Consider the following 25546-nt stretch of genomic DNA (forward strand, 5'->3'; position numbering starts at 1 on the left):
CTTGTATTACTAACTATTCGGTGTTTATCAGCGGATATTAAGGTCGATCAATAGTTGCAATTTGACAAACAGAAGCCTCAAAGGCATCGCGATGGCCAGCTGCTTTGTTACGTACCTTGGTCCTATAGTTATAAACTGTACGAAGGGAATATCTAAGAAAACTAGCGATCTTAACCGAGTCATCTATTCCTAGACGAATTAGAGCAAAAATACGCAGTTCAGTATTGAGCAATTCGTTTTTCTTCGGATATATCTTCTCGTCCTCCTGAAGGAGGGCATTAAATTCATCAACAAACGTTGGATAAAGGTTCAAAAAGATCCGATCAAAATTGATATAGAGTTGTTGTATCTCCCTTTCTTCCATCTGTGTCGATTTCAATTGCTCCCGGATTGCTTCCCACTGGTGATGGGAAGCCTTTTTCAGCAATGCTTTTCGTATATCTTCCATTTTGTCAATATAACTTGAACACATATCAAAAAATTGCGCAATATACTCCTCTTTAATGTGATTGGATTCTGAGAGTTTTAAATTCGTTTGATTGATTTCAGTATTCAATGACCGCAACTGCTGATTGGTCCCTGACAATTCCGATCTGATCCTTCGCAAATGCTGGACTTGACGATAGATTACAATCAAGCCGATAATTACACCGAGCAACAAAATACTAACCACAACAACCAAGGCGATCAATTGCTTATTCTGACTATTGATTTTCTGTTGGTAGGCAGCATTAATGATCGGGTAGGAAGAAGTGCCCTCAATAATCCGATAACGTACTTTACACAACATCGCATCATCAATCGTTTTTTCAATATAGCGAAAGGCACGATCAAAATCCTGTTTATCGTAATAAGCTAGCGCTAAATCATGAAATGACGCATTGTCTCGATTTGCCATCTCAATATCTGCACTCGCTGAAACAGCTAGATAATAAAGTTGACTGGCCGTATTTTTTTCGTATTTATAGATCAAGCTAATAAAATAGGACAATAAGGCGCGCTGCTCCAAGTCTTTCTGATTTTCTGTCCAAAGCTTGAAAAACTGCTTTTTCGCATCTTCCCGACTGCCATTAAATAAGGTCTTTATCGCAATGGTCGTCCGATATTCCAATGAAGATTTCGGTAAAACCTGTAATAATGAATCTCGATAGCGTTCACTTGCTTGATAATATTCCTGACGGTTGTTACTTTGTCCATAATGACTATAAAATGAACTATAGGTATCGTAATATTTGGCTAAAAGTTTGGTAGCAAGGCCCGAGGGGCTAATTTGGTTCAACAATTTTGATGCTTCAATATAACGTCCAATCGTGGAATACACCCAGGCTAAATCCAATTGAATAACTGTATGAAGTGAATCATTGTTGGCTGGAGCTAATTTTTGGCAAAGTGTGATATAGGTAAGTGCAGCATCGGAATCGAACTTTTTATAGTTCTCAAAAATTTCATAATTCTTCTCAAAAAAACGGATTTGGTCAGCTTCAAGTGCTTTCGCCTCTTGTTTTAGTTTATCCAATTTGTCTTCCCGATTTTTAACATACATCTTCTGATTTTCCATTAGATATTCTAACCGTTGAAAAATCTTGGTACTATCCGAATAGTCCTGTGCAGTTAATAAAAAACTTAAATGAAATAGAAAAATGAAAACAAAAATGCGTTGCAACATAATAAAGTCAGGTTCAACATAGTCAAAGCTAAACTACATAAAAATAACAATAAAAAAGAGGACATCTCACGACGGCCTCTTTCCCTGACCCTTTTTTTGGGGTCTAAGAATTAACAAATTAATTCTTTATCGCATGAAAAATAGTTTTCCTAATTAGCTAAACATTGGGTTTATTTCCATCCACCTCCCAAAGCTTTGTAAAGTAAAATCTGGTTCAAGGTATTTTCTTTCTCCAGTTCAACTTTTCCAATCTGGGCTTCCAAGGATTCTTTTTGAGCTGTAACCACATCCAGCGATGTCACACGTCCAGCGATAAACAGCTCCTGTGCTGCTTCAATGGAAAGGTCCAAGGCTTTTACATGTTCGTCTACAAATGTTCTACGTCTACTGATTGCCTCTTGGGTCATAATGACATTAGAAACTTCGTTATAAGCATTCACAACAGATTTCTCATAGTCTAAAAAAGCAATTCCGTAATCGGCTTTTGCAACTTCATACTGTGTTTTCAATTGTCTCTGATTTAATATAGGCAGCGTGATACCACCAAATAAATTATAGGCAATAGATTTGTCCAAATTAAACAACTTGTTGAAACTGAAGCTCTGTAGACCGACAAAAGGACTAATGGCTACCGAAGGTAGAAAGGCCAATCGTGATGCTTCTTGATTGTTTGACGATGCCATCATCTTCAGGTAAGCTGTTTTAATATCCGGACGCTGATTGACCAGATCATCTGGTGTACCAAAAGTCATTGCATGATATAGATTTGTGTTTTCAATATATTCACTGCGCTTAATAGGCTGATAATATCGTCCCAACAATCCGTTGATATGATGTTCCCACAGTGCAATCTCCTGACTTAATTTCTCCTGAGCTGATTTAGAATTTGCTAATAGTGCTTTAAACTGCTGAACAGACAGTTCCGTAGCATAACCGGCATCTTTTTTTACCTCAACGACTTCAAGGGCATTGGTATGCAGTTCAATATTACGGTTATATACCTTGATCTTTTGATCGAGAGCCATTAACTCATAATAGGCCGTTGCAATATTGGATACCAATTCTGTTTCCAACAGGCGTTTTCCTTCCTGTTCGGCTAACAAACCAAAATAAGCAGCTTGCTTTTGACTTTTTAATTTACCCCATAGATCAATTTCCCACGATGAACGAAGTCCAATAAAATAATCCGGGATAAATGGTTCTGGCAACTTTTCATCATTTTTCAAATTATCCGAAAAATTTGAATCATAGTTACCGATACCCGATTCCGTGTAATGCCCATATTTACGTATCCCGCCCTCAACAGCTGCTTCTACAGTAGGGCCTAATGCAGCCTTCCGCTGTTTAAAATAAGCTTGTGCCGACTCTAACCGTAAGATCGATTGACGAATATCAATATTATGCTGTAATGCTGAATCAATCAATGCTACTAAAAGTGGATCCTTAAAAATATCGCGCCAGGACCGATTCCCTACATTTACGCTATCAACGGCAGTCCTTTCTGCAAAGGCGGTCGGTACGGCAATTTTCTCAGGCTGTGCCGCCTTCTTGGGGACAGAACAACTACCAAAAAGAATTAGTGCAGCAATCACTAACGATGTCTGTTTTATAACCTGTTTTTTATTCTCCTTTTTTGAGAATAAGATCACCAGCCCCGGGATAACAATAACACCTAATATCGTCCCGATAAGCATCCCACCGACTGCAGCTGTACCGATACTCCGGTTCCCCAAAGCACCAGCCCCACTTGCCATCATTAATGGAATCAATCCAGCAATAAATGCGAAAGAAGTCATCAAAATAGGACGTAAACGCGCGACAGCCCCCTCAATTGAAGCAGTCACAATATCCATTCCCTGCTTATATTTCAAATTAGCATATTCCACAATTAGGATCGCATTTTTACCCAAAAGACCGATCAACATGACCAGTGCGACCTGAGCATAAATATTGTTTTCCAAGCCAAATATTTTCAGGAAAATAAAGGCTCCAAAAATTCCGGCAGGTAAACAGAGGAGAACTGGTAATGGTAATAAAAAGCTTTCGTACTGAGCACACAGCAACAGGTAAACAAAGAGTAAACAGAGCGCAAAAATATACAGGGCCTGATTTCCTGAAATCTTCTGTTCACGCGTCATCCCCGACCATTCGATACTGTAACCTTGCGGCAAAGAAGATGCAATCTTTTCAACTTCCTCGATCGCCTGTCCTGAACTAAATCCAGGAGAAGACTGACCTGTCACCATCGCTGAACTAAACATATTATAACGAGTAATCTGCTCTGGGCCATAAATACGTTCCATGGAAATAAAAGCATTATAAGGTACCATCTCTCCCGTTTCATTCTTTACATATAGACGGAGCACATCCTCAGGCCGCTGGCGATACTCAGGTCCTGCCTGTACCATCACCTTATACATTTGCCCGTAACGGATGAAGTTTGTTGCATATAGACTCCCCATCAAGGTTTGTAGGGTATTCATTGCATTTTCTACTGATATACCCTTCTTTGCAGCCATATCGTAGTCTACTTTCAGCATATACTGCGGAAAGTTAACATCAAAACTGGAACTGATGTCCTGAATGACTTCACTTTTCTCCATATCCTCCATAAATTTCTGCAATACCTCCGCCGTCTTATTGAGATCTTCATTACCGCTACGGTCCAACAACCGTAATTCAAAGCCTGAAGAGTTACCAAATCCCGGAACTGTTGGTGGAGGGAAGAAATCAATCTGCCCATCTACAAAATCCTTTGTTTTCTCCCGCAATTCCTTGATTACATCATCGACCGTCTGATCTCTTTCTTTCCAAGGTTTAAGGTTAATCATCCCCATCCCATAAGATGCACCGGAGACCTCCGTAACGATACTATATCCCGATAAGGTTGAAACGGTTTCGACAATATCCAACTTACGTGCAACAGAATCAATCTTATCCAATACACGCTCGGTACGATCTACTGTTGCCCCCGGAGGTGTAGTTACCGAGACATAGATCATACCTTGATCTTCTGTTGGAATAAAGCCCGATGGCAATATCGCACTGCTTCCCCAAGTAGCAACAAAGAATCCACCCAACAATAGTAGCGTGAGTCCGCGTCTAGCACTTGTTTTCATCAATATTCCTTTATAACCGAAAGCGGTTCGGTCATAAATAGCATTGAATTGTTTGAAAAAACGATCCAGCCAATTATTGGATGGTTTGCGATCATGTGGTGATTTTAAGAAAAGCGCACACAATGCCGGTGTCAACGTTAGGGCATTTATACCTGAAATCACGATAGCCGCGGCCAAAGTCAGCGAAAATTGCCTATAAAATATACCCACTGGGCCTGAAAGAAAGGCAACAGGAACGAAAACTGCCGACATCACCAATGTGATCGCTACTACCGCCCCTCCAACTTCTTTCATGGCTTCTAAGGTTGCTTCCATGGGCTGTAGATGTTCTTCCTCCATCTTGGCGTAAACTGCTTCTACGACCACAATCCCGTTGTCGACCACAATTCCAATTGCCAATACCAAAGCAAATAGTGTTAGTAGATTGATCGAGAAACCCAACATCTGCATAAAAAACAAGGCTCCAATCAGACAGACCGGTACCGCCAGAATTGGGATAACAGTCGCTCTAAAATCCTGTAAAAAGATAAACACCACGATAAAAACCAATAGGAATGCCTCCAGTAGGGTCTTTATAACCGATGAAATAGACGCATCCAAGAAACGTGATACATCATAACCCATGGTATAGGTCATACCCGCTGGAAACGAATTCTGCTTCAGTTCAGCCATACGATCTTTGACCCGTTGAATAACTTCCTGTGCGTTTGATCCTGGTAGCTGTTTTAACATGATAGACGCAGATGGGCGCCCGTCTGTTTTGGAGACCATTTCATAATCCAGCGAGCCAAATTCAACGTCTGCTACATCCTTGATACGAATAATCGAACCATTGGAATTTGCACGGATAGGCACATTGGCATATTCATCAATCTCTGTGAATTTTCCTGGATAACGCAAGACGTACTGTTGCATATTGCGCATTTTGTCTGAGCTAATCCCAGTTTGCCCAGGCGCAGCTTCAATATTCTGTTTGCGCAAAGCCGCTACCACATCTTCGGCAGAGATATTATATGCCGCCATACGATCGGGTTTTACCCATACACGCATCGCATAATCACGCATACCCATAATCTGAGCGAGTCCTACCCCTTCAATACGTTTCAGCTCTTTAAGGATATTGATATCGGCGAAATTATAGATGAAACGTTCATCTGCAGTTTCATCCTCAGTAAAAACATTCAGGTACATCAACATGGAGTTGACTTCCTTCTCTGTCGTTACCCCAGCTTTAATAACCTCCTCAGGCAATTCATCCAGTACAGTCGTCACCCTGTTCTGAACATTGACCGCAGCAATATCCGGGTCCGTTCCTACTTCAAAGAAAATCTGTATCACCGTACTTCCGTTATTAGTAGATACGGAGTTCATATAGGTCATCCCTGCAACACCATTGATCGCCTTTTCCAATGGAATAGCGACGGCATTGGTACTTACTTCGGCATTCGCTCCTGTATAATTGGCGTTTACAACCACCGACGGCGGTACAATGTCTGGGAATTGCGTAATCGGCAACGTAAATAATGCCAGTAAGCCCAAGAGTGTAATAAAAACCGATATTACAAGCGATAATATGGGCCTTTTTATAAATGTTTCAAACATAATTTATCCTCCGCTACAGCTTCCTCAATTTTGGATTAATTTTCATCCCATTACGCAAATTTTGCACGCCTTCATAAACCACTTTAACATTTGGATCAAGGCCGCCCTCAACAATGTAATAATGGCCTACACGGGGACCAGCAACAAAAGGTGTCATCTTGACCGTACTATCGGCCTGCATGGTATAAACATAAGTCTTGTCCTGTATCTCGAATACTGATTTTTGATGTACAAATGCATGTTCTCCAGTTTCCATCGGCACAGCAATCTTACCAGTAGCACCGTGCTTCAGGATATGTTCTTTATTTGGAAATTGCACCCGAAGGGCAATAGAACCCGTGTTTGCCTCAAATTCACTTTCGACAATATGCGCAACCCCTTCATGCGGGTATAAGGCCCCATTCGCCAAAATTAATTTTACCGTTTTACGAGTTTCCTTTCCATTCATTTTATCTTGCATCATCGTCAGGTATTCCCGTTCTGAAATATCAAAATAAACATTGACCTGGCTTAGATCAGAAATCGTCGTGATGAGGCTTCCCTCTGTCAGTAGCGAACCTTCCTTCAATAGGATCCGATCTATTCGACCATCAAATGGTGCCTGGATAACCGTATAATCCAATCTCGTTTGGGCTTGATTAACTAAAGCACGGGCTTCTTCAATTTTAGAATTAGCGGCCTTCAACTGAATTTTCAATAGATTATATTCCGAAGGACTCACAATATTTTTATCCACCAACTTTTGGGTTCTTTCCATCTCAAGCTTGATTTTTTGAGCTTCAGCAATGGAATTATCATATTGTGCTTTTGCTTTGGCAACCTCCGAGCGATACTCTTCGTTATTGTATCTGAATAAAATCTGGCCTTTTTTTACCCAAGCACCCTCGTCCACATAGATTTTATCTAGAAACCCATTTAATTTGGACCGAATCTCAACATTTTTCAAGGCCTGAATATCTGCAATATACTCCTGATAGACAGTCGTATCCATTACAACAAGCGGTGTAATTGGTATATTCTTAATTTCTTCCTTTTGCTCGGCATTAGCATTGGAGGAGCTGCAAGAAGCTAGCATCCCTACCGCACCCAATAATAGGCACAGTGCAAATAATTTCTTCATAAAACGATAAAAAATAAAATGTAAAACTAGATGGGAGCTACAATAATATTGTGTAGAAATGCACCAGAGCTACTGCTCCTGGATACCAGAAAAAATAAAAAACACTATTATTTTATAGACTCCAATAGAAAAGTATAGGAGAATCCTTAGAAAGGCCGGAATCTATATAAAAATTGATAATATCCTGGTCGACAAAGAGTTTTTGACCGATAAAATGGATGTATTTTATCCTTGGAAAAGCACAATGCAGTAAATACGATCCCAAAAACAAATATGAAAATGGACAGTACCTGACTATTGACAGAAAATATGCGGTAGTCATCCTGCAATAGGACTTTCTCTTCTTGTGAAGAATGAATAGGTTCTAAATCCAATACATCATCCAAAAAATACTCCACTATCGTCTCTCCCGCATGCAAAACTTGCCCCGTCGTCGATGAGAATGACTCATACGTCAAGAGATTGAGATACGCAAAGAGTGTTAAAAGATGGAATAATTTACCTAACATATCGAATTTTCGAACCACAAAGGTATGACTTTAAATAGCCAAGATTATTTTATTCGTGTAAAAAAACCATGACAGCAAATAGATTGGTCATCATGGTTTTTTATGTTTCACTTTTTTAAGTGAATTGTACCTGTAATTTTTTTATACTATATTATTTGTTTCCTTACCTTTCGTACTAAAACTTTTCGTTACTGAAAGAATATGGAGCATCGTCCTTCTTGGTTCCTCTATTTTTATTCGGTTCTGTACTCATTTTAAATTCCAGATTTGCTCCTTTTAGGAGATCCGAATAGCGAATATAGTTTTTCTCATAAGCTTTTCCATTCCAGGAGAGCTGGTTCACATAAACCTGATCGCCCCGCTCTTGTTTCGCATGAATACGGACCTCTTTCCCATTTTCGAGTTTTAAGGTAACCTTATCAAACTGAGGTGAACCAATCACATATTCCCCTGATCCGGGTGAAACAGGATAAAATCCCAATGATGAAAACACGTACCAAGCCGAAGTCTGTCCATTATCTTCATCACCACAGTAACCATCTGGTGTCGGAAGATACAGTTTATCCATGATCTTACGGACCCAATATTGTGCTTTCCATGGTTCTGCGGCATAGTTATAGAGGTAAGGCATATGTTGGATCGGCTGATTCCCATGTGCATATTGCCCCATATTCATCACCTGCATTTCACGCATCTCGTGGATCATGCTACGACTTTTCATACCTTCATAACTTGGGATAACAAAGACAGTATCCAACATGGAAACGAAAGATTTATTTCCGCCCATCAAATCTATTAGTCCCTGTGGATCATGAAATACACAAAAACTCCAATGCCACGCATTACCCTCAGTATATTCACGGGACCAAGCACTTGGGTCAAAATTTGCGACAAAAGAACCATCCGCTTTTTTACCACGCATCAACTTTGTCGTTGGGTCAAAAAGATTTTTGTAATTCATCGCCCGTTGTGCGTAAATAGCTGTTTCAGATTTTGGTTTACCTAAGGTCTTTCCATATTCATAAATACACCAATCGTTATAGGCATATTCCAGGGAGCGGGCCACGTTCTGGTCAACCTTTACATCCGCTGGAATATAACCTAGTTTATTATAGTACTCATGGCCAAAACGCCCAGTAGAAGAATGTTTAGGATACGCATTATGTGCACCATGTTTCAGAGCCTCCCAAAGGATTTCTTTATCATAACCTGTTCGATTGGTGACCAAAGCGTCCGCTACTACTGATGCAGAATTATTACCGATCATAGACGCACGATGTCCTGGTGAAGACCATTCTGGCAAGTATCCACTTTCCTTGTAGGCATTCACTAAGCCCTCCTGCATGCGATCATTCATAGACGGATAGAGCAGGTTCAAAAGCGGAAATAAACTTCTGAATGTATCCCAAAAACCTGTATCTGTAAACATTTCACCAGGTAGAACCTGGCCATTATAAGGGCTATAATGAATTCGTCTTCCTGAACCATCAATTTCGGAGAAATCCCTTGGAAATAATGTTGAACGGTATAGACAGGAATAAAATGTACGCAAGCGGTCCACGTTTTTATCCTCTACCTGAACACGCCCTAATACCTCGTTCCATTGTTGTTTACCTTCATCTACAACCTGCTCAAATGTTTTAGACTTCACTTCGTTGAGATTAAGCTCCGCTTGTTCAAAACTAATAAAGGAAGAGGCAACCTTTGCCATTACTTTCTCCCCCCTTTTTAAAGAAGGGAAGCCAATGATCGCTCCAGCATGATCATCCTGAATTTCCAATTGATTATCCTTGATATTGCCATTCCTTACTCCGGCTTGGTACGAAAAAGGCCGATCAAAAGTTATGACAAAATAATTCTTAAAATTATCTGGAACACCACCGCTATTTTTGGTCGAATAACCGATAATTTTATTTTCCTGAGGAATAACCTTGATATACGATCCCTTATCAAAGGCATCAATAATCACATAAGCCTGTTCTGTTTTGGGAAAAGTAAATTGAAATACCGCAGCCCGTTGGGAAGGTGTAAGCTCAGTAGTGACATCATGATCTGCCAGGTAAACACTATAATAATAGGGTTTCACAACCTCGGCTTTATGCGAGAACCAACTCGCGCGTTTTTCCTGATCAAACTGCGGTTTACCTGTCATAGGCATCAACGAGAATTGTCCATAATCATTATTCCAGGGACTAGGCTGATGTGTCTGCTTAAATCCCTTGATCTTATCCGCAGTATAGGTATATACCCAACCATCACCCATATTACCTGTCTGTGGTGTCCAGAAGTTCATTCCCCAGGGACGTGCTATTGCCGGATAAGTATTTCCATTAGACAGCTCGTATTTAGATTCTGTCCCGATCAAAGGGTTTACATAGTCTACCGGAGAAGATTGTTGCGCCAAACTTATATGAGACGCAAAAAGAAAAAGGACACCGCCTGTTATTTTTTTAATGTTAAACATAATTCTTGTTTTGGTTGAAGCCGTCCTAAAATTCATCAAAAAGCTAAAACGTATTAGTAAATATAAATAAGAAATTTAAATATAGGGGATAACAAGCCTATTTTCACAAGATGGTTACAAAAAAATCCCCTATTCAAGTGGTTATTTGAATAGGGGATTGTATCTTGTAAAACATGACCAAACGCGGTTTTACCCATTCTATCTGATATCGTTTGGCATCTGTTTGAATTTTATCATGCGTATGGACAAATATGCTATTTACGCGGTTTACTACTCATTGTATAGATCAATTCACCACCATTCGTTAGGCTACTATACGATAGTTTCAAATTGTCCAGGAGTTTACCATTCAAGGTTACCGATTTAACATATACATTCTTCTCAGATTGGTTACGCACAGTAATAGCAATACTCTTTCCGTTTTCTAGATTGATCTTTGCAGATTTCACTAATGGGCTTCCAATCCAATAGGCATCTTCGCCCGGTGCTACAGGATAAAATCCAAGCGCTGTAAACAGATACCAGGCAGACATCTGTCCACAGTCATCATTTCCACCCAACCCAGCATGTCCATTATGATATTGATTTCGGATAATCTGACGTAAACGTGCCTGCGCCTTCCAAGGGCTCTGAGTCATGTTATACAAATAGGCAACATGATGCGAAGGCTCATTTCCATGTACATAATTCCCAATAATTCCATCCCGGGTGATATCCTCGGTATGCTCAAAATATTTATCGGGTAATTCCATTGTAAATAAAGAATCCAGATAGGTCTCCAGTTTCTTTTGACCACCCATAAGCTCCATCATCTCTCGGGGTTGATGTGGAACGTACAAGCTATAATTCCATGAATTCCCTTCAATGAAGCCTTGGCCATGGGTATCTAATACATCAAATTTCTCCTTAAATTTCCCTTGAGAATTCTTTGGTCGCATAAAGCCTATTGCCGGGTCATAAAGCGATTTCCAACTCTCAGCACGTTTCGAAAAAGTACGGTAGATATCTTCTTTACCCAGCTTCTTTGCCAATTGCGCGATACACCAGTCATCGTAAGCATATTCCAGTGTATTGGAAACTGAAGTACCAGACACATCATCCGGAACATAGCCTTTATCCATATAGGCACCTATTCCTTCATAATTACGTGTATTTGCAGTTTGCACACAAGCCTGTAATGCCGCTTCGGGATCACCTTTATACACGCCTTTCAATATGGCATCAACGATGACAGATACCGAGTGATAACCACTCATACACCAATTGTCATTGGCATAATGCGACCAGATCGGCAACATTTTCAATACGCTCTGATCGTAATGCGCCATCATCGACGCTACGATATCTGCATTGCGCGAAGGGTTAATCAGATTCAGAAGCGGATGGAATGCTCTAAACGTATCCCAAAGCGAAAACGACGTATAATTCGTAAAACCCTTAGCCTGATGAATCTCCTGATCTAATCCCTTATATTCACCATTTTGATCCATATAAATGGTCGGCATCATACTGGCATGATACATGGCTGTATAGAAATTGATCAGATCCTCTTTATTCAACATATCCACTTCAATTTTCTGAAGTTCCTTTTCCCATGCCGTTTGTCCTGCACGCACATATCCATCAAAATTCCAGTTCGGAGCTTCAACTTCCATATTGTTGAGTGCATTCTTCATACTCACCGGGCTTAGCGCAACTTTCATCAGAATAGATTCGTCGGCTTTCGTGTCGAAGTCCAAATGCAGCTTGATGTTGTGAGCGGCTAGATCGGGAAAATTATGCTGTTGATCAAACTTACGCCAAAAACCGTTATACACTGATTTCCCATCTTCATATTTAGCGCCATAGTTTTTGAATGGTTTGGATGTCTTTATCGCAAAATAAACGGTACGTGTACGGGACCATCCATTCGTTTGGCGATATCCTACCAAAGTCGAGTCATTCAATACCTTGACAACCGTCCAAACATTTTTACCGTCATAATTATAAATTCCAGCAGTTAAATCCACCACAAGATGTGAAGCATCTGATTTTGGGAAGGTATAACGATGAATCCCTACGCGTGTGGTGGTTGTTAATTCTGCTTTAATCTGATGTTTATCAAGCAAAACACTATAATAATTGGGCTCGGCACGTTCATTTGCATGCGAATAAGGAGATCTATATCCCTCCTGAGGTTTATCTACAGTTCCTGGATTGAGCTGCACCTTCCCCTGGGTCGGCATAACTAATATATCTCCAAGATCAGAGTGACCGGTACCACTAAAGTGTGTATGGCTAAAGCCCACAATCGTTGGGTCACCATACTGGTAGCCAGCACAGTATTTATACACATCACCATTGTACTGTCCGTTTACAGCATAGGATAAGGTATCCGTATCTGGACTTAGTTGTACCGCTCCGAAAGGAACTGTCGCCCCGGGGAAAGTATGCCCCATCCGAGCGGTTCCGATCAGTGGTTTGACATACTGAATCAATTTGGTTTCCTGTGCTCTTAATAAATAAGGGGCACATAGCAAACCGAAACAAACTAAACTTCTTATGTTCATCGCTTAAGGATTAGATCTTTGGATTTTGACTATAAGCACTCCACAACTCGTCAATCGTCTTTCCGGTCTGCGCTTTCCAGAAATCATCTGTATACGTTTTACTCCGCATTGCTCCATCTAATTTTTTAACAAAATCCTTTTTCACATTTTTGTTAATCCAATAGAGGAATCGTGCCGTAGTACGGTAAGAATCTGTATACTTTTGTTTCGCTGTATACTCAGGTAATTTCCAATTTGCTCCGGCATTATCTATTCCGTCATCAAAACGAACAAAATCCGCTACCCCCTCGGTTACCCACCACGGCCCAGCCCCATCAGGATAAGCCTGAACAATGTGCATTACTTCATGGGTAACAACATCGATATCACCTGGATTTTTGGCAAACCACTCCGGGCTATATCGTACAATACCTCCAGCTGTTGCGGCCACCCCTTTATAATCTGGATCAATAACAAAAGACACCTTTTTTATGGTCTTGTTATTATATTTTTTTGCCAGCTTGGGATAATTAGTGAAATAAGCTGCTACCAATCTTTCCTTTAGTGCAGGACTAAAATCCTTGTCTTTATTGATCCAGATTAAGGTATATCCGCCTTTAGTGATACTGTCGACATCTACAGCCACCTTTCGATCATTTTGTGTATGCTGCCAATTATCCTGTGCGGAAAGCGAGCAAGAATACATTAAAGCGACAACAGCAAGCGTTCTTTTCAAATATTTAAAGTTCATAATTAGGTTATTGTTATTTTCTTATTTCTTCTTTTTTGCTTTTTTTGAACTCAGCCTATCCTTCAATTCACTTGTCATCGAATATGGAGCTGCACTCAAGGTTGTTCCCCTATTATAATTTGGTTTAGCTGTCATATCAAAATTAAGATTCCCACCTTCATGGAGTGCTTTATGACTTAACCAGTTTTTACCATAATTTGTTCCATTCAACTGCAGCGCATTGACATAAACATTTTCATCCGAATTTTTAGGTGCATCTATTGTCAGAGTCTTACCATTTTCGAACGTTAATGTAGCTTTTTTAAATAAAGGAGCCCCAAGCACATATTCGTCTGTCGCTGGACAAACCGGATAAAAACCTAAAGCAGAAAATACATACCACGCCGATGTTTGACCATTATCTTCATCGCCACAATAACCGTCAGGAGTTGGCTTATACATTCTGTCCATAACCTGACGCACCCAATACTGCGTTTTCCATGGTTGGCCAGCATAATTATACAGGTATGGCATATGCTGAATCGGCTGGTTGCCATGTGCATATTGCCCCATATTAGCAACCTGCATCTCCCGAATTTCATGGATAATACCACCATAATAGCTATCATCATAATTTGGAGCCTGAACAAATACAGAGTCCAACATATTGACAAAAGTTTTCTCTCCACCCATTAAATCAATCAGTCCCTGCACATCATGGAACACACTCCAGGAGTAATGCCAACTATTGCCTTCAGTGAATGCATCCCCCCATTTCAGTGGATTGAAAGGAGCTTGGAATTTACCATCTTTATTTTTACCACGCATTAAATTGGTGGAAGGATCAAATAAGTTCTTATAATTTTGAGCACGTTTAGCATAGAGATCAATTTCAGCCTTAGGACGGTTCAATGCTTTTGCCAATTGGTATATTGTAAAGTCATCATAAGCATATTCTAATGTCCGGGCAGCATTTTCATTGATTTTAACATCATAAGGAACGTAGCCTAAGCTATTGTAATATTCAACACCTTTGCGTCCAACAGCTGTCATTGGCCCCTCATTGTTTGCACCATGTTGCAAGGCCTCATATAGTTTGTTGATATCATAACCACGCAAGCCTTTCATATAGGCATCCGATACTACCGAAGCAGAGTTGTTACCAACCATGATATCCGCATATCCAGGGCTGCTCCATTCAGGGAGAAACCCACCCTCCAGATAAGCATTAAGCAATCCCTCCTGCATTTCTTTATTGATAGAAGGATACATAAAGTTTAGGAAAGGATACAAGGCTCTAAAGGTGTCCCAAAAGCCTGTACCACCAAACAAATATCCTGGTAGCGTTTTACCATTATATGGGCTGTAATGGACGGCCTTTCCTTGCGCATCGATTTCATATAGTTTATTCGGAAAAAATAATGTGCGATACATTGTCGAATAAAATGTGCGCAATTGATCAATATCATCACCTTCTACCTTAATTTTACCTAAGGTCGTATTCCATATCTGGCGTCCATCTTCTTTAATTTGGTCAAATGACTTATTACCAAGCTCATTTAAGTTTAACAAAGCTTGGTCAGCACTGATAAAAGAGGACGCAACCTTTACCTGAACAGGTTTTGATTTATCCTTCACTTTGAAACCAACGATGGCACCTGTATGGTCACCTTTGATTTGCAGCTGGCCGTCTTTCTTTTCTTTTCCCTCCCAGGTAGCAACACTAGCAAAAGGTTGATCGAAAACAAGGACAAAATAGTTCTTGAAATTTTCAGGCAATGGGCCGCGTGCATATTTCGACGAATAGCCAATGATCATATTTTTTTCGGGGATGATCTGCACTTCCGAACCTTTTTCATAAGCGTCCAAAACGATATAAGCATCATCCGTCTTATTGAAGGAGATACGAAACATCGCGGCACGTTCAGTCGGTGTCATCTCTGCTGTCACATCGTGATCAGCCAAGTACACTGAGTAATAATATGGTTTTACAATTTCCGCTTTATGCGAAAACCAGCTTGCACGTTCATCCTGATCAAAAACAGGCTTTCCAGTAACAGGCATAATAGAGAAAACACCATAATCATTCATCCAAGGAGAAGGCTGATGTGTCTGCTTCAAACCACGGATTTTATCAGCTGTATATTGATACTGCCATCCATCGCCATTTTTCCCGGTCTGTGGGGTCCACATATTCATCCCCCATGGTCTTGCTATGGAAGGATAAGTATTCCCGTTGGATAGCTCAAATTTGGATTCTGTACCCATCAAAGGATTCACCAGATCGACAGCCTCCATTTGCTGTCCTCTAAACTTCTGAGCCAAAACCGGTTTTGCGCAAAACAAACCCAAGGACAATAATGACCCCAGAAAAACACTTAATGATTTCTTCATTATTTAGGATATATATAAATATTTCTACTAAAACGTATTAGTAAAGATATAAAAAAGAATATTAAATCAAAAAAACTCGGAGCTTTCGCATATTAGGTCTTATGATTTTTACAATAAGGCTTTATTTTTTAGAACAAATTTCGGACTTATCCCCGCTTCAGGTATTTGATACTATCTTTTGATCAAATTTGTCGAAATCACATATTCCTTCGGACTGGTAATCCCGCTATCTATTTCTTTCAACAACACCTTCACACAGGTTTTTGCCAATGGCTCCAATGGTTGTTGGATGCAGGAGATCTTAGGATTTAATATATCGAACAATTCATGATCATCAAAAGAAAACAACGGAAAATTAAAATGTTCCCCTCCTTCAGAACGAAGCGATTTCAAACCGAGGATGCAGAGATAATTGGTCGTAAAAAATAAACCATCTAAGTCCACATTTTTTGATACCCAGCTCCGCAAAGCAGCTATACCTTTCTGTCGCAAACGATTGTATGGCAATTGCAATATCCTCGCTTGCATACCCGTTTCTTCACAAAATTGCAAGTAGGCATTTTTACGTGCCAGCATCTGAGGCTGATCCGAATCAATGGTAATCAACCCAAAGTTCTTACATCCGATTGACTGTAAATGCAAACATGCCTTCCGGCTGCTATCACCGTTGTCAATATGAACATAATGTGTCGCTACTTCTGGTGAATTTCGATCAAAAACGACCAAAGGAACTTTATTTTCCAGGATTTTTCGTTGATGCTCCTCCAAATTTACAGTAGGTGCCAACAGTATACCTTCAACTTTCTTTTCGAGCATAAAATCAATAATGTCCTGTGCATTTTGGGGATCTCCTAAAGTACTGCTGTAGAGTACATGGTAGTTTTTCTTACGCAAAAGCTCTTCGACATGTAGCGCAAAAGGCCCGAAAAAGGAATCGCCTATATTTTCAACAATCAAGCCAATGGTATTCGAACGTCCTGTTGCCAAACTTTTTGCCAGCGAATTGGGTTTGTACCCGACTTTCTCGACATAATCAAGCACACGCCTCTCAAGCTCCTTGCTGATACGAGCCTGTTCGGCTTTATGATTGATCACCAATGAAACAGTAGATTTGGAAACATTAAGTTCCTGCGCAATTTCTTTAATAGATTTGGCCATAAGAGCATTTCATAAAATTAAGTGAAATTAGAAAATAAAATGAAGAATATGCTCTTATTGAGGCAAGGGAACACTAACACAATCGTTTGCGCAAAATTAGCTGAATGCTTTTTTTAGACATTACGCTATTATTAACTTGTTTATATCAACAATTGAAACCCTTTATACTGGTAACATTTCGTTATTCCTGCATTTCTATGTAATACCAAACAGCTTACTCGTAACAACTCTGCGTGCTTGGTTGCAGTAGTGATGTTTACTAGCGCCTTATCTTCCTAACACAATAACATTTGAGCGTAGCTAAAGTATCCTCATGATGATACTATAACACTACTTAGTCAATACTTAAGCAATACGCAGTCAATACTTCATGCGTACTGGTGGGGGCTTATCTTGTCGACGGACTATCATTTCCTGATCTATATCAAAAAATATTGACTTTTGTCGAATATTAATAAATATTCAAAAGTAAACACAAAAATCTGAGCTACTTTACCATTTTTTAATGAAAATGTTAATTTTTTTTTAAATTTACTCGCTGCTAGCTCCTTATGAAAGACACCAAATCATACCAATACCAAGAACTTCTCCCCCTTATACAGGAAGGGGATCAGCGAGCTTTTTCGGTATTATATGATTTATTTGCCCCCGATTTGACTTCTTTTATAGCAAAAAAAATCAGCAGTCGCGAAATCGCTGAGGATATCCTACATGACCTTTTTATTTCAGTATGGAAAAATAGGGCTTTCATTACAGAAATAGAGTCTCTTCCAGCTTATCTATTTAGTTCTTGCCGCTATTTGGTGCTTGCCCATTACCGCAAGGAGATGAAAATACAGATTACCCAGGGCATTGAACATCTTGAGTTTGAAGACCAATCCATACCGATCGAGGATCGACTTTATTACCGCTACATCATCGACATTGTTGCCAAAGAAGTAGAAAATCTTCCTCAAAAATGTCAGGAAGTATTCAAGTTGAGCCGCGAATATTATATGAGTAACAAAGAGATTGCTATAAAATTAGGAATCAGTGAATCCACTGTAGAAAAACATATCAACAAGGCTATTCGCCATTTACGCACCGCTACAGGTCATCTATTTCACTTTATCTTATTCTTTTAGTTATCCGCAATCTTCTATTAATGAAAAAAAAATATTTTTTTTCATTTTGAGTGGAGGCTCCTTCCTTTTTACATCACTTGTATTATAACCAACCAGTATAACGTTGCGATTTATGAAGCAAGTGAAAGAATTATATAGACTGATTAGCAGTTTTCTGAGCCGATCCGAAAATATTGAGGAACGTAAACAGCTTTTTAAGTGGTTTGATCAGCAATCAACCGGTCAAATACCCGCAGAGCAGTTTTCTACCATCCAAAAGAATGTAAAAAATCGCTTGTTAGTTGAAATTGGCGTAATAGAAAAAAAATCCAATAATATAAAGTACTTAAGGATTATCAGTACCGCAGCAGCCGTATTGATAATCGCTTTTTTCACCTATAGATACTGGCCTGCAGCGGAGCACATTGCTTCCAACAAGCTACTAGCATCGATTCCCCCAGGAAGCGAAAAGGCTATTATCATCCTAGCAGATGGCAAACAGATCAATCTGGATGAATTGTCGCCAAATCAGAGAATCCAAGTCGGAGAGACCATTCTAACAAAAGATGCTCATGGGAAAATCAGCTATCGAAATGCCTCTACCGGAAAAATTACTCCCCAACAAAATACATTAAAAACACCTAAAGGAGCAACCTATGAACTCGTTTTAGCAGATGGCACATTGGTTAGTCTCAATACTGATTCTAAGCTAACTTATCCTTCTTCATTTGAATCGGGAGACCGTATCGTCGAGTTGGAAGGTGAAGCTTATTTTCGGGTAACAAAAACAAAAGACCACAAAGGTTTCATTGTTAAGACAAAAAACCAACAAACGAGGGTACTCGGTACAAAATTTAATATCAATGCTTATTCAGATGAAGAAGATGTCCGTACCAGTTTAGAAGAAGGTTCAGTGATTGTCTCCAAACAACACAGTGCAGTAAAATTAAGACCCAACGAGCAAGCATTTTCTGAGAACGGGAAGCTCCGTTCGAAGACCATTAATATAGACCAAGTGCTTAGTTGGAAAAGCGGTCAATTCTGCTTTGATGGGACAAATACATCGGAAGTATTTAAAGAAATCGCAAGGTGGTATGATATAGATGTCACGTATAATGGGACGAGCAATGCCGGTCAATATAGTGGAAAAATTCCACGGAACCTAAGTCTAGATAAGCTTATTCAGCTTTTAAATTATGCAAATATCCAAACAAAAGCGATTGTAGGGAAGAATAATAGAATCAACTTAATCATCACATAACCAAAATTATTACCGAAATGAAAAGCGAAAAACTACCACCCTAATACCTAGCTATTGATATCAATAAAGACGGATCCTGTTGGCGCAGAACCCGTCCAACTTATTGGTATTAAAGTATCGTCTAACTTCTAAATTATTAACACGTTAAAACCAAACGAATTTAATGAAATTTACCTTAACTCCGTTCATTAAGAAGGAGAAAGATTTTCATTCGACCAATTTGGATGCTAACCTAGCGTCCTATATATGGCGAATTTATGAAAAACAAAAGCCTCTTTGTGCGCGCCCTTTATCCAGATCTCTCATGAGGATCAACTTAATCACCCTACTACTAGGCCTAGGTCTGTCTCAAGTAGATGCAAACACCTATGCCCAACAGATTAGCTTAAAAAAGCAAAAATCGAGTCTGGAATCGATCTTGAAAAACCTCGAAAAACAAAGTGGTTATTCATTTTTTTACAAGAAAAATGAGATCAACCAGATTATCGACTTAACTGCTGAAATTAAGGATGCCCCCTTTAAACAAGCGTTAAATGTTATTCTTAACAAAGCAAATCTGTCTTATGACTTTTTTGATAAAACGGTAGTGATCAAAAAAAGTATAATGCCCCCCAAACAGCTTACCATGGTGACATCTGAGGCTGGAAGGTTTGTCTTGACTATACAGCAATACGTCAAAGGAAGAATCATCGACAGCGAAGGAAAACCAATTTCAGGGGCATCAATTCGTCTTAAAGAAGATGCACGAAAAGGGGTAATGAGCCTACCTGATGGCAGCTTTGCATTACCCATATCTTCACTAAACGAAATCCTGGTCATAACTTCCTTAGGCTACGAAAGGCAGGAAATTAAAGCGAGCTTAAACCAGGATAAAATGATTATCCGCTTAAAAAAACAAGAAAATGCCCTTGAGGAAGCTGTTGTTTCGACAGGTATTTTTAAGAAGGAAGACAAAAGTTTCACAGGAGCATCACGTACGATTACGACAAAAGAATTGCGACAATATGGTGCCAGAAACCTTGTGACCTCTTTACGTAATATTGATCCATCGTTTAATATAATCGAGAATAATCTTTTCGGTAACGATCCTAATCGACTTCCAGAAATTCAGATGCGGGGAAATTCCAGTATCCCAAATGTGAATGAAATTCAAAGCGAATCTGCAAGTCAGCTTAACACACCACTGATTGTTTTAGATGGTTTCCAGACATCGCTTCAGGCACTTATCGATATTAATGAAAACGATGTCGCTTCTATTACCCTCTTGAAAGACGCTGCAGCGACTGCACTCTACGGTTCCCGAGGTGCTAATGGTGTCATCGTCATTACAACAAAACTTCCGAGACCGGGTAAATTACGTTTAAGTTTTGGATCAGAGCTAAAGGTTGAAAATGCTGACTTATCGGCTTACCACCTCCTTAATGCAAGAAACAAACTCGAGTTGGAACGTATTACCGGACTTTATGACTCTCCAAACGCAAGTACCGACATTCCGAATAAACGTTATTATAATTTTCTGTTAGATGAAGTTAATAGCGGCGTAGAAACGGACTGGATGGCTATTCCACTGCGCACATCCTACGCATTAAGAAGTAATTTAAGATTAGAAGGCGGTGATAATCAGTTCCGATATTCAGCCGGTATTCAAAATAACAATACAGCCGGTGTAATGAAAGGTTCTTCCAGAAATACACTGAATGGATCTATCACCCTATCTTATACCTACAAAAATTTGATATTTAGAAATTATTTAAACATCAATAATATTAAGAATCAGCAGTCACCATATGGATCATTCAGCGATTATTTCGACCTCAATCCGTATTGGCGTCCTTATGATAAAGATGGAAATGTAAATAAAGTATTAGGTGATCCGGGTACAAGTGATTATTCAAATATATGGACTACCCTCCCAACGAACCCATTATATAATGCGACTCTAAAAACATTTGACAAAGGAGATCAAACAGATATAACCAATCAGACTGCTGTCGAATGGTCGATTCAAGAAGGATTAAGATTAATTGGTAAATTCAGCTTTACGAAATCTGATAAACAGTCCGATACGTTTAAACCGGCAGAACATACTGACTTTGCCAATTATACTGGAGTTGATGTCTTTAGAAAAGGAGCTTATTGGATTGGTCTCAATCGTGGAATGAAATACGAAGGAGCTTTAAATCTATCCTATAGCAAAAAAATAAAAGAAAAACATCAGATTTTTGTCGGAACGGAGGCGAATATTTTTCAGGATAACACCTCCCAACTTACAAACGCCGCAGAAGGTTTTCCAAACAGTGATCTTGATTTTCCATCGATGGCATTGCAATATATGAAGGATGGAAAACCTTCAGGAAAAGAATACTACTATCGTACTGTAGGTTTTGTTGGAAATGCAAACTATAATTATGACAACCGCTATTTTATTGACGGAACATTCCGCATGGATGGCTCATCACAATTCGGTGCCAACAAGCGTTTTGCGCCGTTTTGGTCAGCAGGTCTCGGCTGGAATTTACATGAAGAAAAATTCTTTAAAAAGAATGAGGTAGTCAACCGACTTAAATTGCGTGGGTCAGTAGGGACATCCGGGTCTACAAAATTCAATACTTACCAGGCGTTGACTACTTATGGCTACTACACTTCCGATAGATATTATAATTGGCTGGGAGCTTATGTCTTGGGTCTGGGCAATCCGGATCTAAAATGGCAGCAGGTGCTTAAATACAATATCGGAACCGACATCGACCTTTTCGACCGTTATGTAACACTACAGGCCAACTACTATATTGAAAATACCAATGACCTCGTTTCGTCGGTTAATACCCCCGCATCAACAGGTGTCGATTACTACACCGCCAACATCGGAAAATTACGAAATAAAGGATTCGAGTTATATGCGACAGTTTATCTGATGAAAAAACCAACAGGTCTAACCTGGTCAGTTTCGGGATCAGTATTACATAACAAAAATAAGGTACTTGAAACTTCACAAGCATTAAAAGACGCGCAGAAAACACTTCAGGGGGATCTCTATAATGCCAACAAAATGTACATCGAGGGATATTCCAGCAACGCTATTTGGGTAGTCCCATCCCTCGGAATAGACCCGAGCACAGGTAAAGAGCTTTATCTCGCTGCTGACGGCACACCAACTTACACCTGGGCCTCAAAAGATGTTACTGCTGTCGGAAACACCGACCCTAAAGTTTGGGGTAATTTCAATACGATGTTACGCTACAAAGGATTTACGTTTACCGCTTCATTGGGTTACCGTTTTGGAGGTCAGGCTTACAATAGAACCCTAGCTGAACGAGTCGAAACCAGCAGTTACAAATATAATGTTGATGAACGTGTCTATACTGGCCGATGGCAAAATCCTGGCGATTATGCGCCATTCAAAGGCCTTTTAAATACAAACCCAACCTATAAAACGTCCCGGTTTGTCCAAGATGAAAACACCATATATGCGAGAAGTTTCAACTTCCAATATGATTTTCGTTATATGAACTGGGTAAAGAAAATTGGCTTCGAAAACATCAACATAGGACTGGATGTATCTGATCCATTTATCATTTCTAGTATCCGTCAAGAACGAGGAACAAATTATCCTTTTTCAAGGCAGGTAACTTTTAGTCTTAACGCAACATTTTAATAAAATGAAAAAACACATCATAATAGTAGGTCTGATTGGATCCATATTTTTGAGCTCATGCAATAAATTTTTGGACGTCCTGCCACGGACACAAATACCCGCCGATAAATTATTCAATTCCGAGCAAGGTTTTAAAGATGCATTAGCAGGTGTTTACATTTCTGCAAAAAGTAATACAACCTATGGGAAGGCCTTAACTTTTGGTACAATAGAAAGTTTAATCTCGAGCTGGGATGTGACCACAAATACCCTAGAACAGCAGTTGGGCCTTTTCAATTACTCCGACAATCGCGTAATTGATCAATTTAATGCCATATTTGCCAAGCAATATGCAACAATTGCGGCAATAAACGCTATACTCCAAAATCTTGAATCCAATAAAGCTATTTTTAAAACCGATGGTGTATATCAGGTAATCAAAGCAGAATGCCTGGGTTTACGCGCTTATATCCACTTTGATCTTATGCGCCTTTATGGCCCCATACCCACTGAATCTGGGATTGGAAATCAGCTCGCCTATGTAACCGAATTCAACAGAGAAATCCATCAGCATATTTCTTATGAAGAATATAAAAGCAAAATTTTCACTGATCTGAAACAAGCGGAAGAACTCATCAGGGAGTTTGATCCGATGCTTTCCTATTCGATGAATGATGTTAGAAATCCAAATGGCGCCGGAAGCAATTATAAGCCACTGGATGATTTTATGTCGTATAGAAATATGCGCTTCAATTACTATGCGATGAAGGCTCTAGAAGCTCGTGCAAGTTTATGGTATGGTGAGAAACAAAATGCATACAACGCAGCAAAAGAAGTTGTCGATGCAAAAGACACGAATGGAGATCTGAAATTTAAATTAGCAACCGGAAAAGAATTTACGGCAACCAATTACATTCTTACATCTGAACAGATATTTGGGCTCTACGCTTTTGATTTAGCGAAAACCTATACTGATAACTTTGGCAATGCGACATATCGCAAGGGAACGTCTGCAACAACTATTACAAATCAATTATATGGTAATACTGGAACTGATTTTAGAGAATCATCGCTTTGGAATATGATTACGCTGGCAAATGGCTCCAAATACAATGTGATTAGAAAATTCTGGGTCACCGCAGATAATGTAACCGTTTTAGCAGATTACAAACAACTTCCAATGATACGCACCAGTGAGCTTTATCTCATACTGGCAGAGACAGCACCTTTCACTGAAGGCGTGGAATATCTTAAAACCTTTAGAACAAATCGGAATATATCTGGACTGGCAATACCTGGGGATTTACCAACACTACAAAACGAGATTATAAAGGAGTACCGAAAGGAATTCTATGGAGAAGGACAGGCTTTTTATGCTTACAAAAGACTGAATATCCCAAAACCGCAAATATTGTTTGCGCCCTCAAATGCCGTGGTCAATTACCTCTTGCCCATGCCAACAGTTGAATCAATTAATTAATAGCACTATGAAACCATATTTTTTACTAATTATAGTTGGTATTGTATGCATCTCGTTCAATAGCTGCAAAAAGGACCAATATTACATATTTGATGATATCCCAAGAGCACAGTTCGGTCCTCCAATTTCGAATCTTAAACTTAATGAATATACAGATTCGTTAAAATCTGAAACGTTCTTTTACGAAGCAGAGCATATACATCAGGATACCGTGTATTTTGATATTTATACCGTCGGAGAAACATCGAAAAAAGACCGGAAATACCAGCTCCAGCAAATGGAACTAAAAGGCGTGGAAAATGCTGTCCCAGGAAAACACTTTATCCCATTTGATGATCCTGCTGTTGCTGATCTCTATGTTATCAAATCCGACTCTGTACACGCAAGAGTACCGATCGTTATTTTAAGAGATGGCGAGTTAAAAAGCAAAACAGTCAATCTTGGCATTTCCATTGTCGCTAACGCCAATTTTGCTATTGGTGAGCCCACTAAATCTTGGCGAAAACTACAATTTACCGATCGTCTCAGCCAACCTAACGCCTGGACAACCTCTTACTCCACGTATTATTTCGGAGCATACAGTGTTCGGAAACATGAATTCATGATTGAGGTCACAGGTCAGCGTTGGGATCAAAACTTTATAGCTTCCCTACCATTAGATCAAATGAACTATTATAAATCTGTACTCGGGATGGCTGTGATAGATTACAATAAGCAACATCCGAACACTCCTTTGCGGGCTGAGAACGGAGATCTCATTACCTTCCCTAATTAAACT

At 39.5% G+C, this 25546-nt stretch carries 14 protein-coding genes; 5 read left to right on the forward strand and 9 right to left on the reverse strand.

Annotation, left to right across the window (positions count from 1 at the left end):
* Positions 1-37 precede the first annotated feature (37 nt).
* The 9 genes from DFQ12_RS25700 to DFQ12_RS25740 all read right to left on the reverse strand — a co-directional run bounded on the left by DFQ12_RS25700 (position 38) and on the right by DFQ12_RS25740 (position 17290).
* Positions 38-1666 carry a DUF6377 domain-containing protein gene (locus DFQ12_RS25700; protein WP_120261875.1) on the reverse strand — a complete coding sequence of 543 codons (1629 nt, stop codon included), beginning with the start codon at positions 1664-1666 and terminating at the stop codon, positions 38-40.
* A 170-nt stretch (positions 1667-1836) separates the two neighbouring features.
* Entirely contained in the window at positions 1837-6387 is a 4551-nt protein-coding gene (locus DFQ12_RS25705; RefSeq protein WP_120261876.1) for an efflux RND transporter permease subunit, read from the reverse strand.
* Between the two features lie 13 nt (positions 6388-6400).
* Positions 6401-7507, reverse strand: a complete 1107-nt coding sequence (locus tag DFQ12_RS25710; RefSeq protein WP_120261877.1) for an efflux RND transporter periplasmic adaptor subunit — start codon at positions 7505-7507, stop codon at positions 6401-6403.
* A gap of 146 nt (positions 7508-7653) precedes the next feature.
* The gene (locus tag DFQ12_RS25715; RefSeq protein WP_120261878.1) at positions 7654-8016 is read right to left on the reverse strand and encodes a hypothetical protein; all 363 of its coding nucleotides are present in this window, start codon (positions 8014-8016) and stop codon (positions 7654-7656) included.
* Between the two features lie 175 nt (positions 8017-8191).
* A complete protein-coding gene (locus DFQ12_RS25720; RefSeq protein WP_120261927.1) occupies positions 8192-10480 on the reverse strand; it encodes a GH92 family glycosyl hydrolase in 2289 nt (762 codons plus the stop codon).
* 254 nt (positions 10481-10734) lie between these two features.
* On the reverse strand, positions 10735-13029 hold the full coding sequence (locus tag DFQ12_RS25725) for a GH92 family glycosyl hydrolase (RefSeq protein WP_120261879.1): 2295 nt from the start codon (positions 13027-13029) through the stop codon (positions 10735-10737).
* 10 nt (positions 13030-13039) lie between these two features.
* Entirely contained in the window at positions 13040-13759 is a 720-nt protein-coding gene (locus tag DFQ12_RS25730) for a basic secretory protein-like protein (protein ID WP_120261880.1), read from the reverse strand.
* 21 nt (positions 13760-13780) lie between these two features.
* Positions 13781-16132, reverse strand: coding sequence for a GH92 family glycosyl hydrolase (locus DFQ12_RS25735; RefSeq protein WP_120261881.1), 2352 nt, complete (start codon positions 16130-16132; stop codon positions 13781-13783).
* 171 nt (positions 16133-16303) lie between these two features.
* Complete coding sequence (locus DFQ12_RS25740; protein WP_120261882.1) at positions 16304-17290, reverse strand: LacI family DNA-binding transcriptional regulator; 987 nt, start codon at positions 17288-17290, stop codon at positions 16304-16306.
* A 551-nt stretch (positions 17291-17841) separates the two neighbouring features.
* Here DFQ12_RS25740 and DFQ12_RS25745 point away from each other — a divergent pair.
* The 5 genes from DFQ12_RS25745 to DFQ12_RS25765 all read left to right on the forward strand — a co-directional run bounded on the left by DFQ12_RS25745 (position 17842) and on the right by DFQ12_RS25765 (position 25543).
* Positions 17842-18414: an RNA polymerase sigma factor gene (locus DFQ12_RS25745; RefSeq protein ID WP_120261883.1), complete on the forward strand. Its 573-nt coding sequence runs from the start codon at positions 17842-17844 to the stop codon at positions 18412-18414.
* Positions 18415-18526: 112 nt separating this feature from the next.
* Entirely contained in the window at positions 18527-19654 is a 1128-nt protein-coding gene (locus tag DFQ12_RS25750; RefSeq protein ID WP_120261884.1) for a FecR family protein, read from the forward strand.
* Between the two features lie 304 nt (positions 19655-19958).
* Positions 19959-23309 (forward strand): SusC/RagA family TonB-linked outer membrane protein, encoded by a 3351-nt coding sequence (locus tag DFQ12_RS25755; protein ID WP_167457352.1) that lies wholly within the window; start codon positions 19959-19961, stop codon positions 23307-23309.
* A 4-nt stretch (positions 23310-23313) separates the two neighbouring features.
* On the forward strand, positions 23314-24768 hold the full coding sequence (locus tag DFQ12_RS25760) for a RagB/SusD family nutrient uptake outer membrane protein (RefSeq protein WP_120261886.1): 1455 nt from the start codon (positions 23314-23316) through the stop codon (positions 24766-24768).
* 7 nt (positions 24769-24775) lie between these two features.
* Entirely contained in the window at positions 24776-25543 is a 768-nt protein-coding gene (locus DFQ12_RS25765) for a DUF4843 domain-containing protein (RefSeq protein WP_167457353.1), read from the forward strand.
* The last annotated feature ends 3 nt before the right edge of the window (positions 25544-25546 follow it).

It is taken from the genome of Sphingobacterium detergens (genome assembly GCF_003610355.1).
Taxonomy (GTDB): domain Bacteria; phylum Bacteroidota; class Bacteroidia; order Sphingobacteriales; family Sphingobacteriaceae; genus Sphingobacterium; species Sphingobacterium detergens.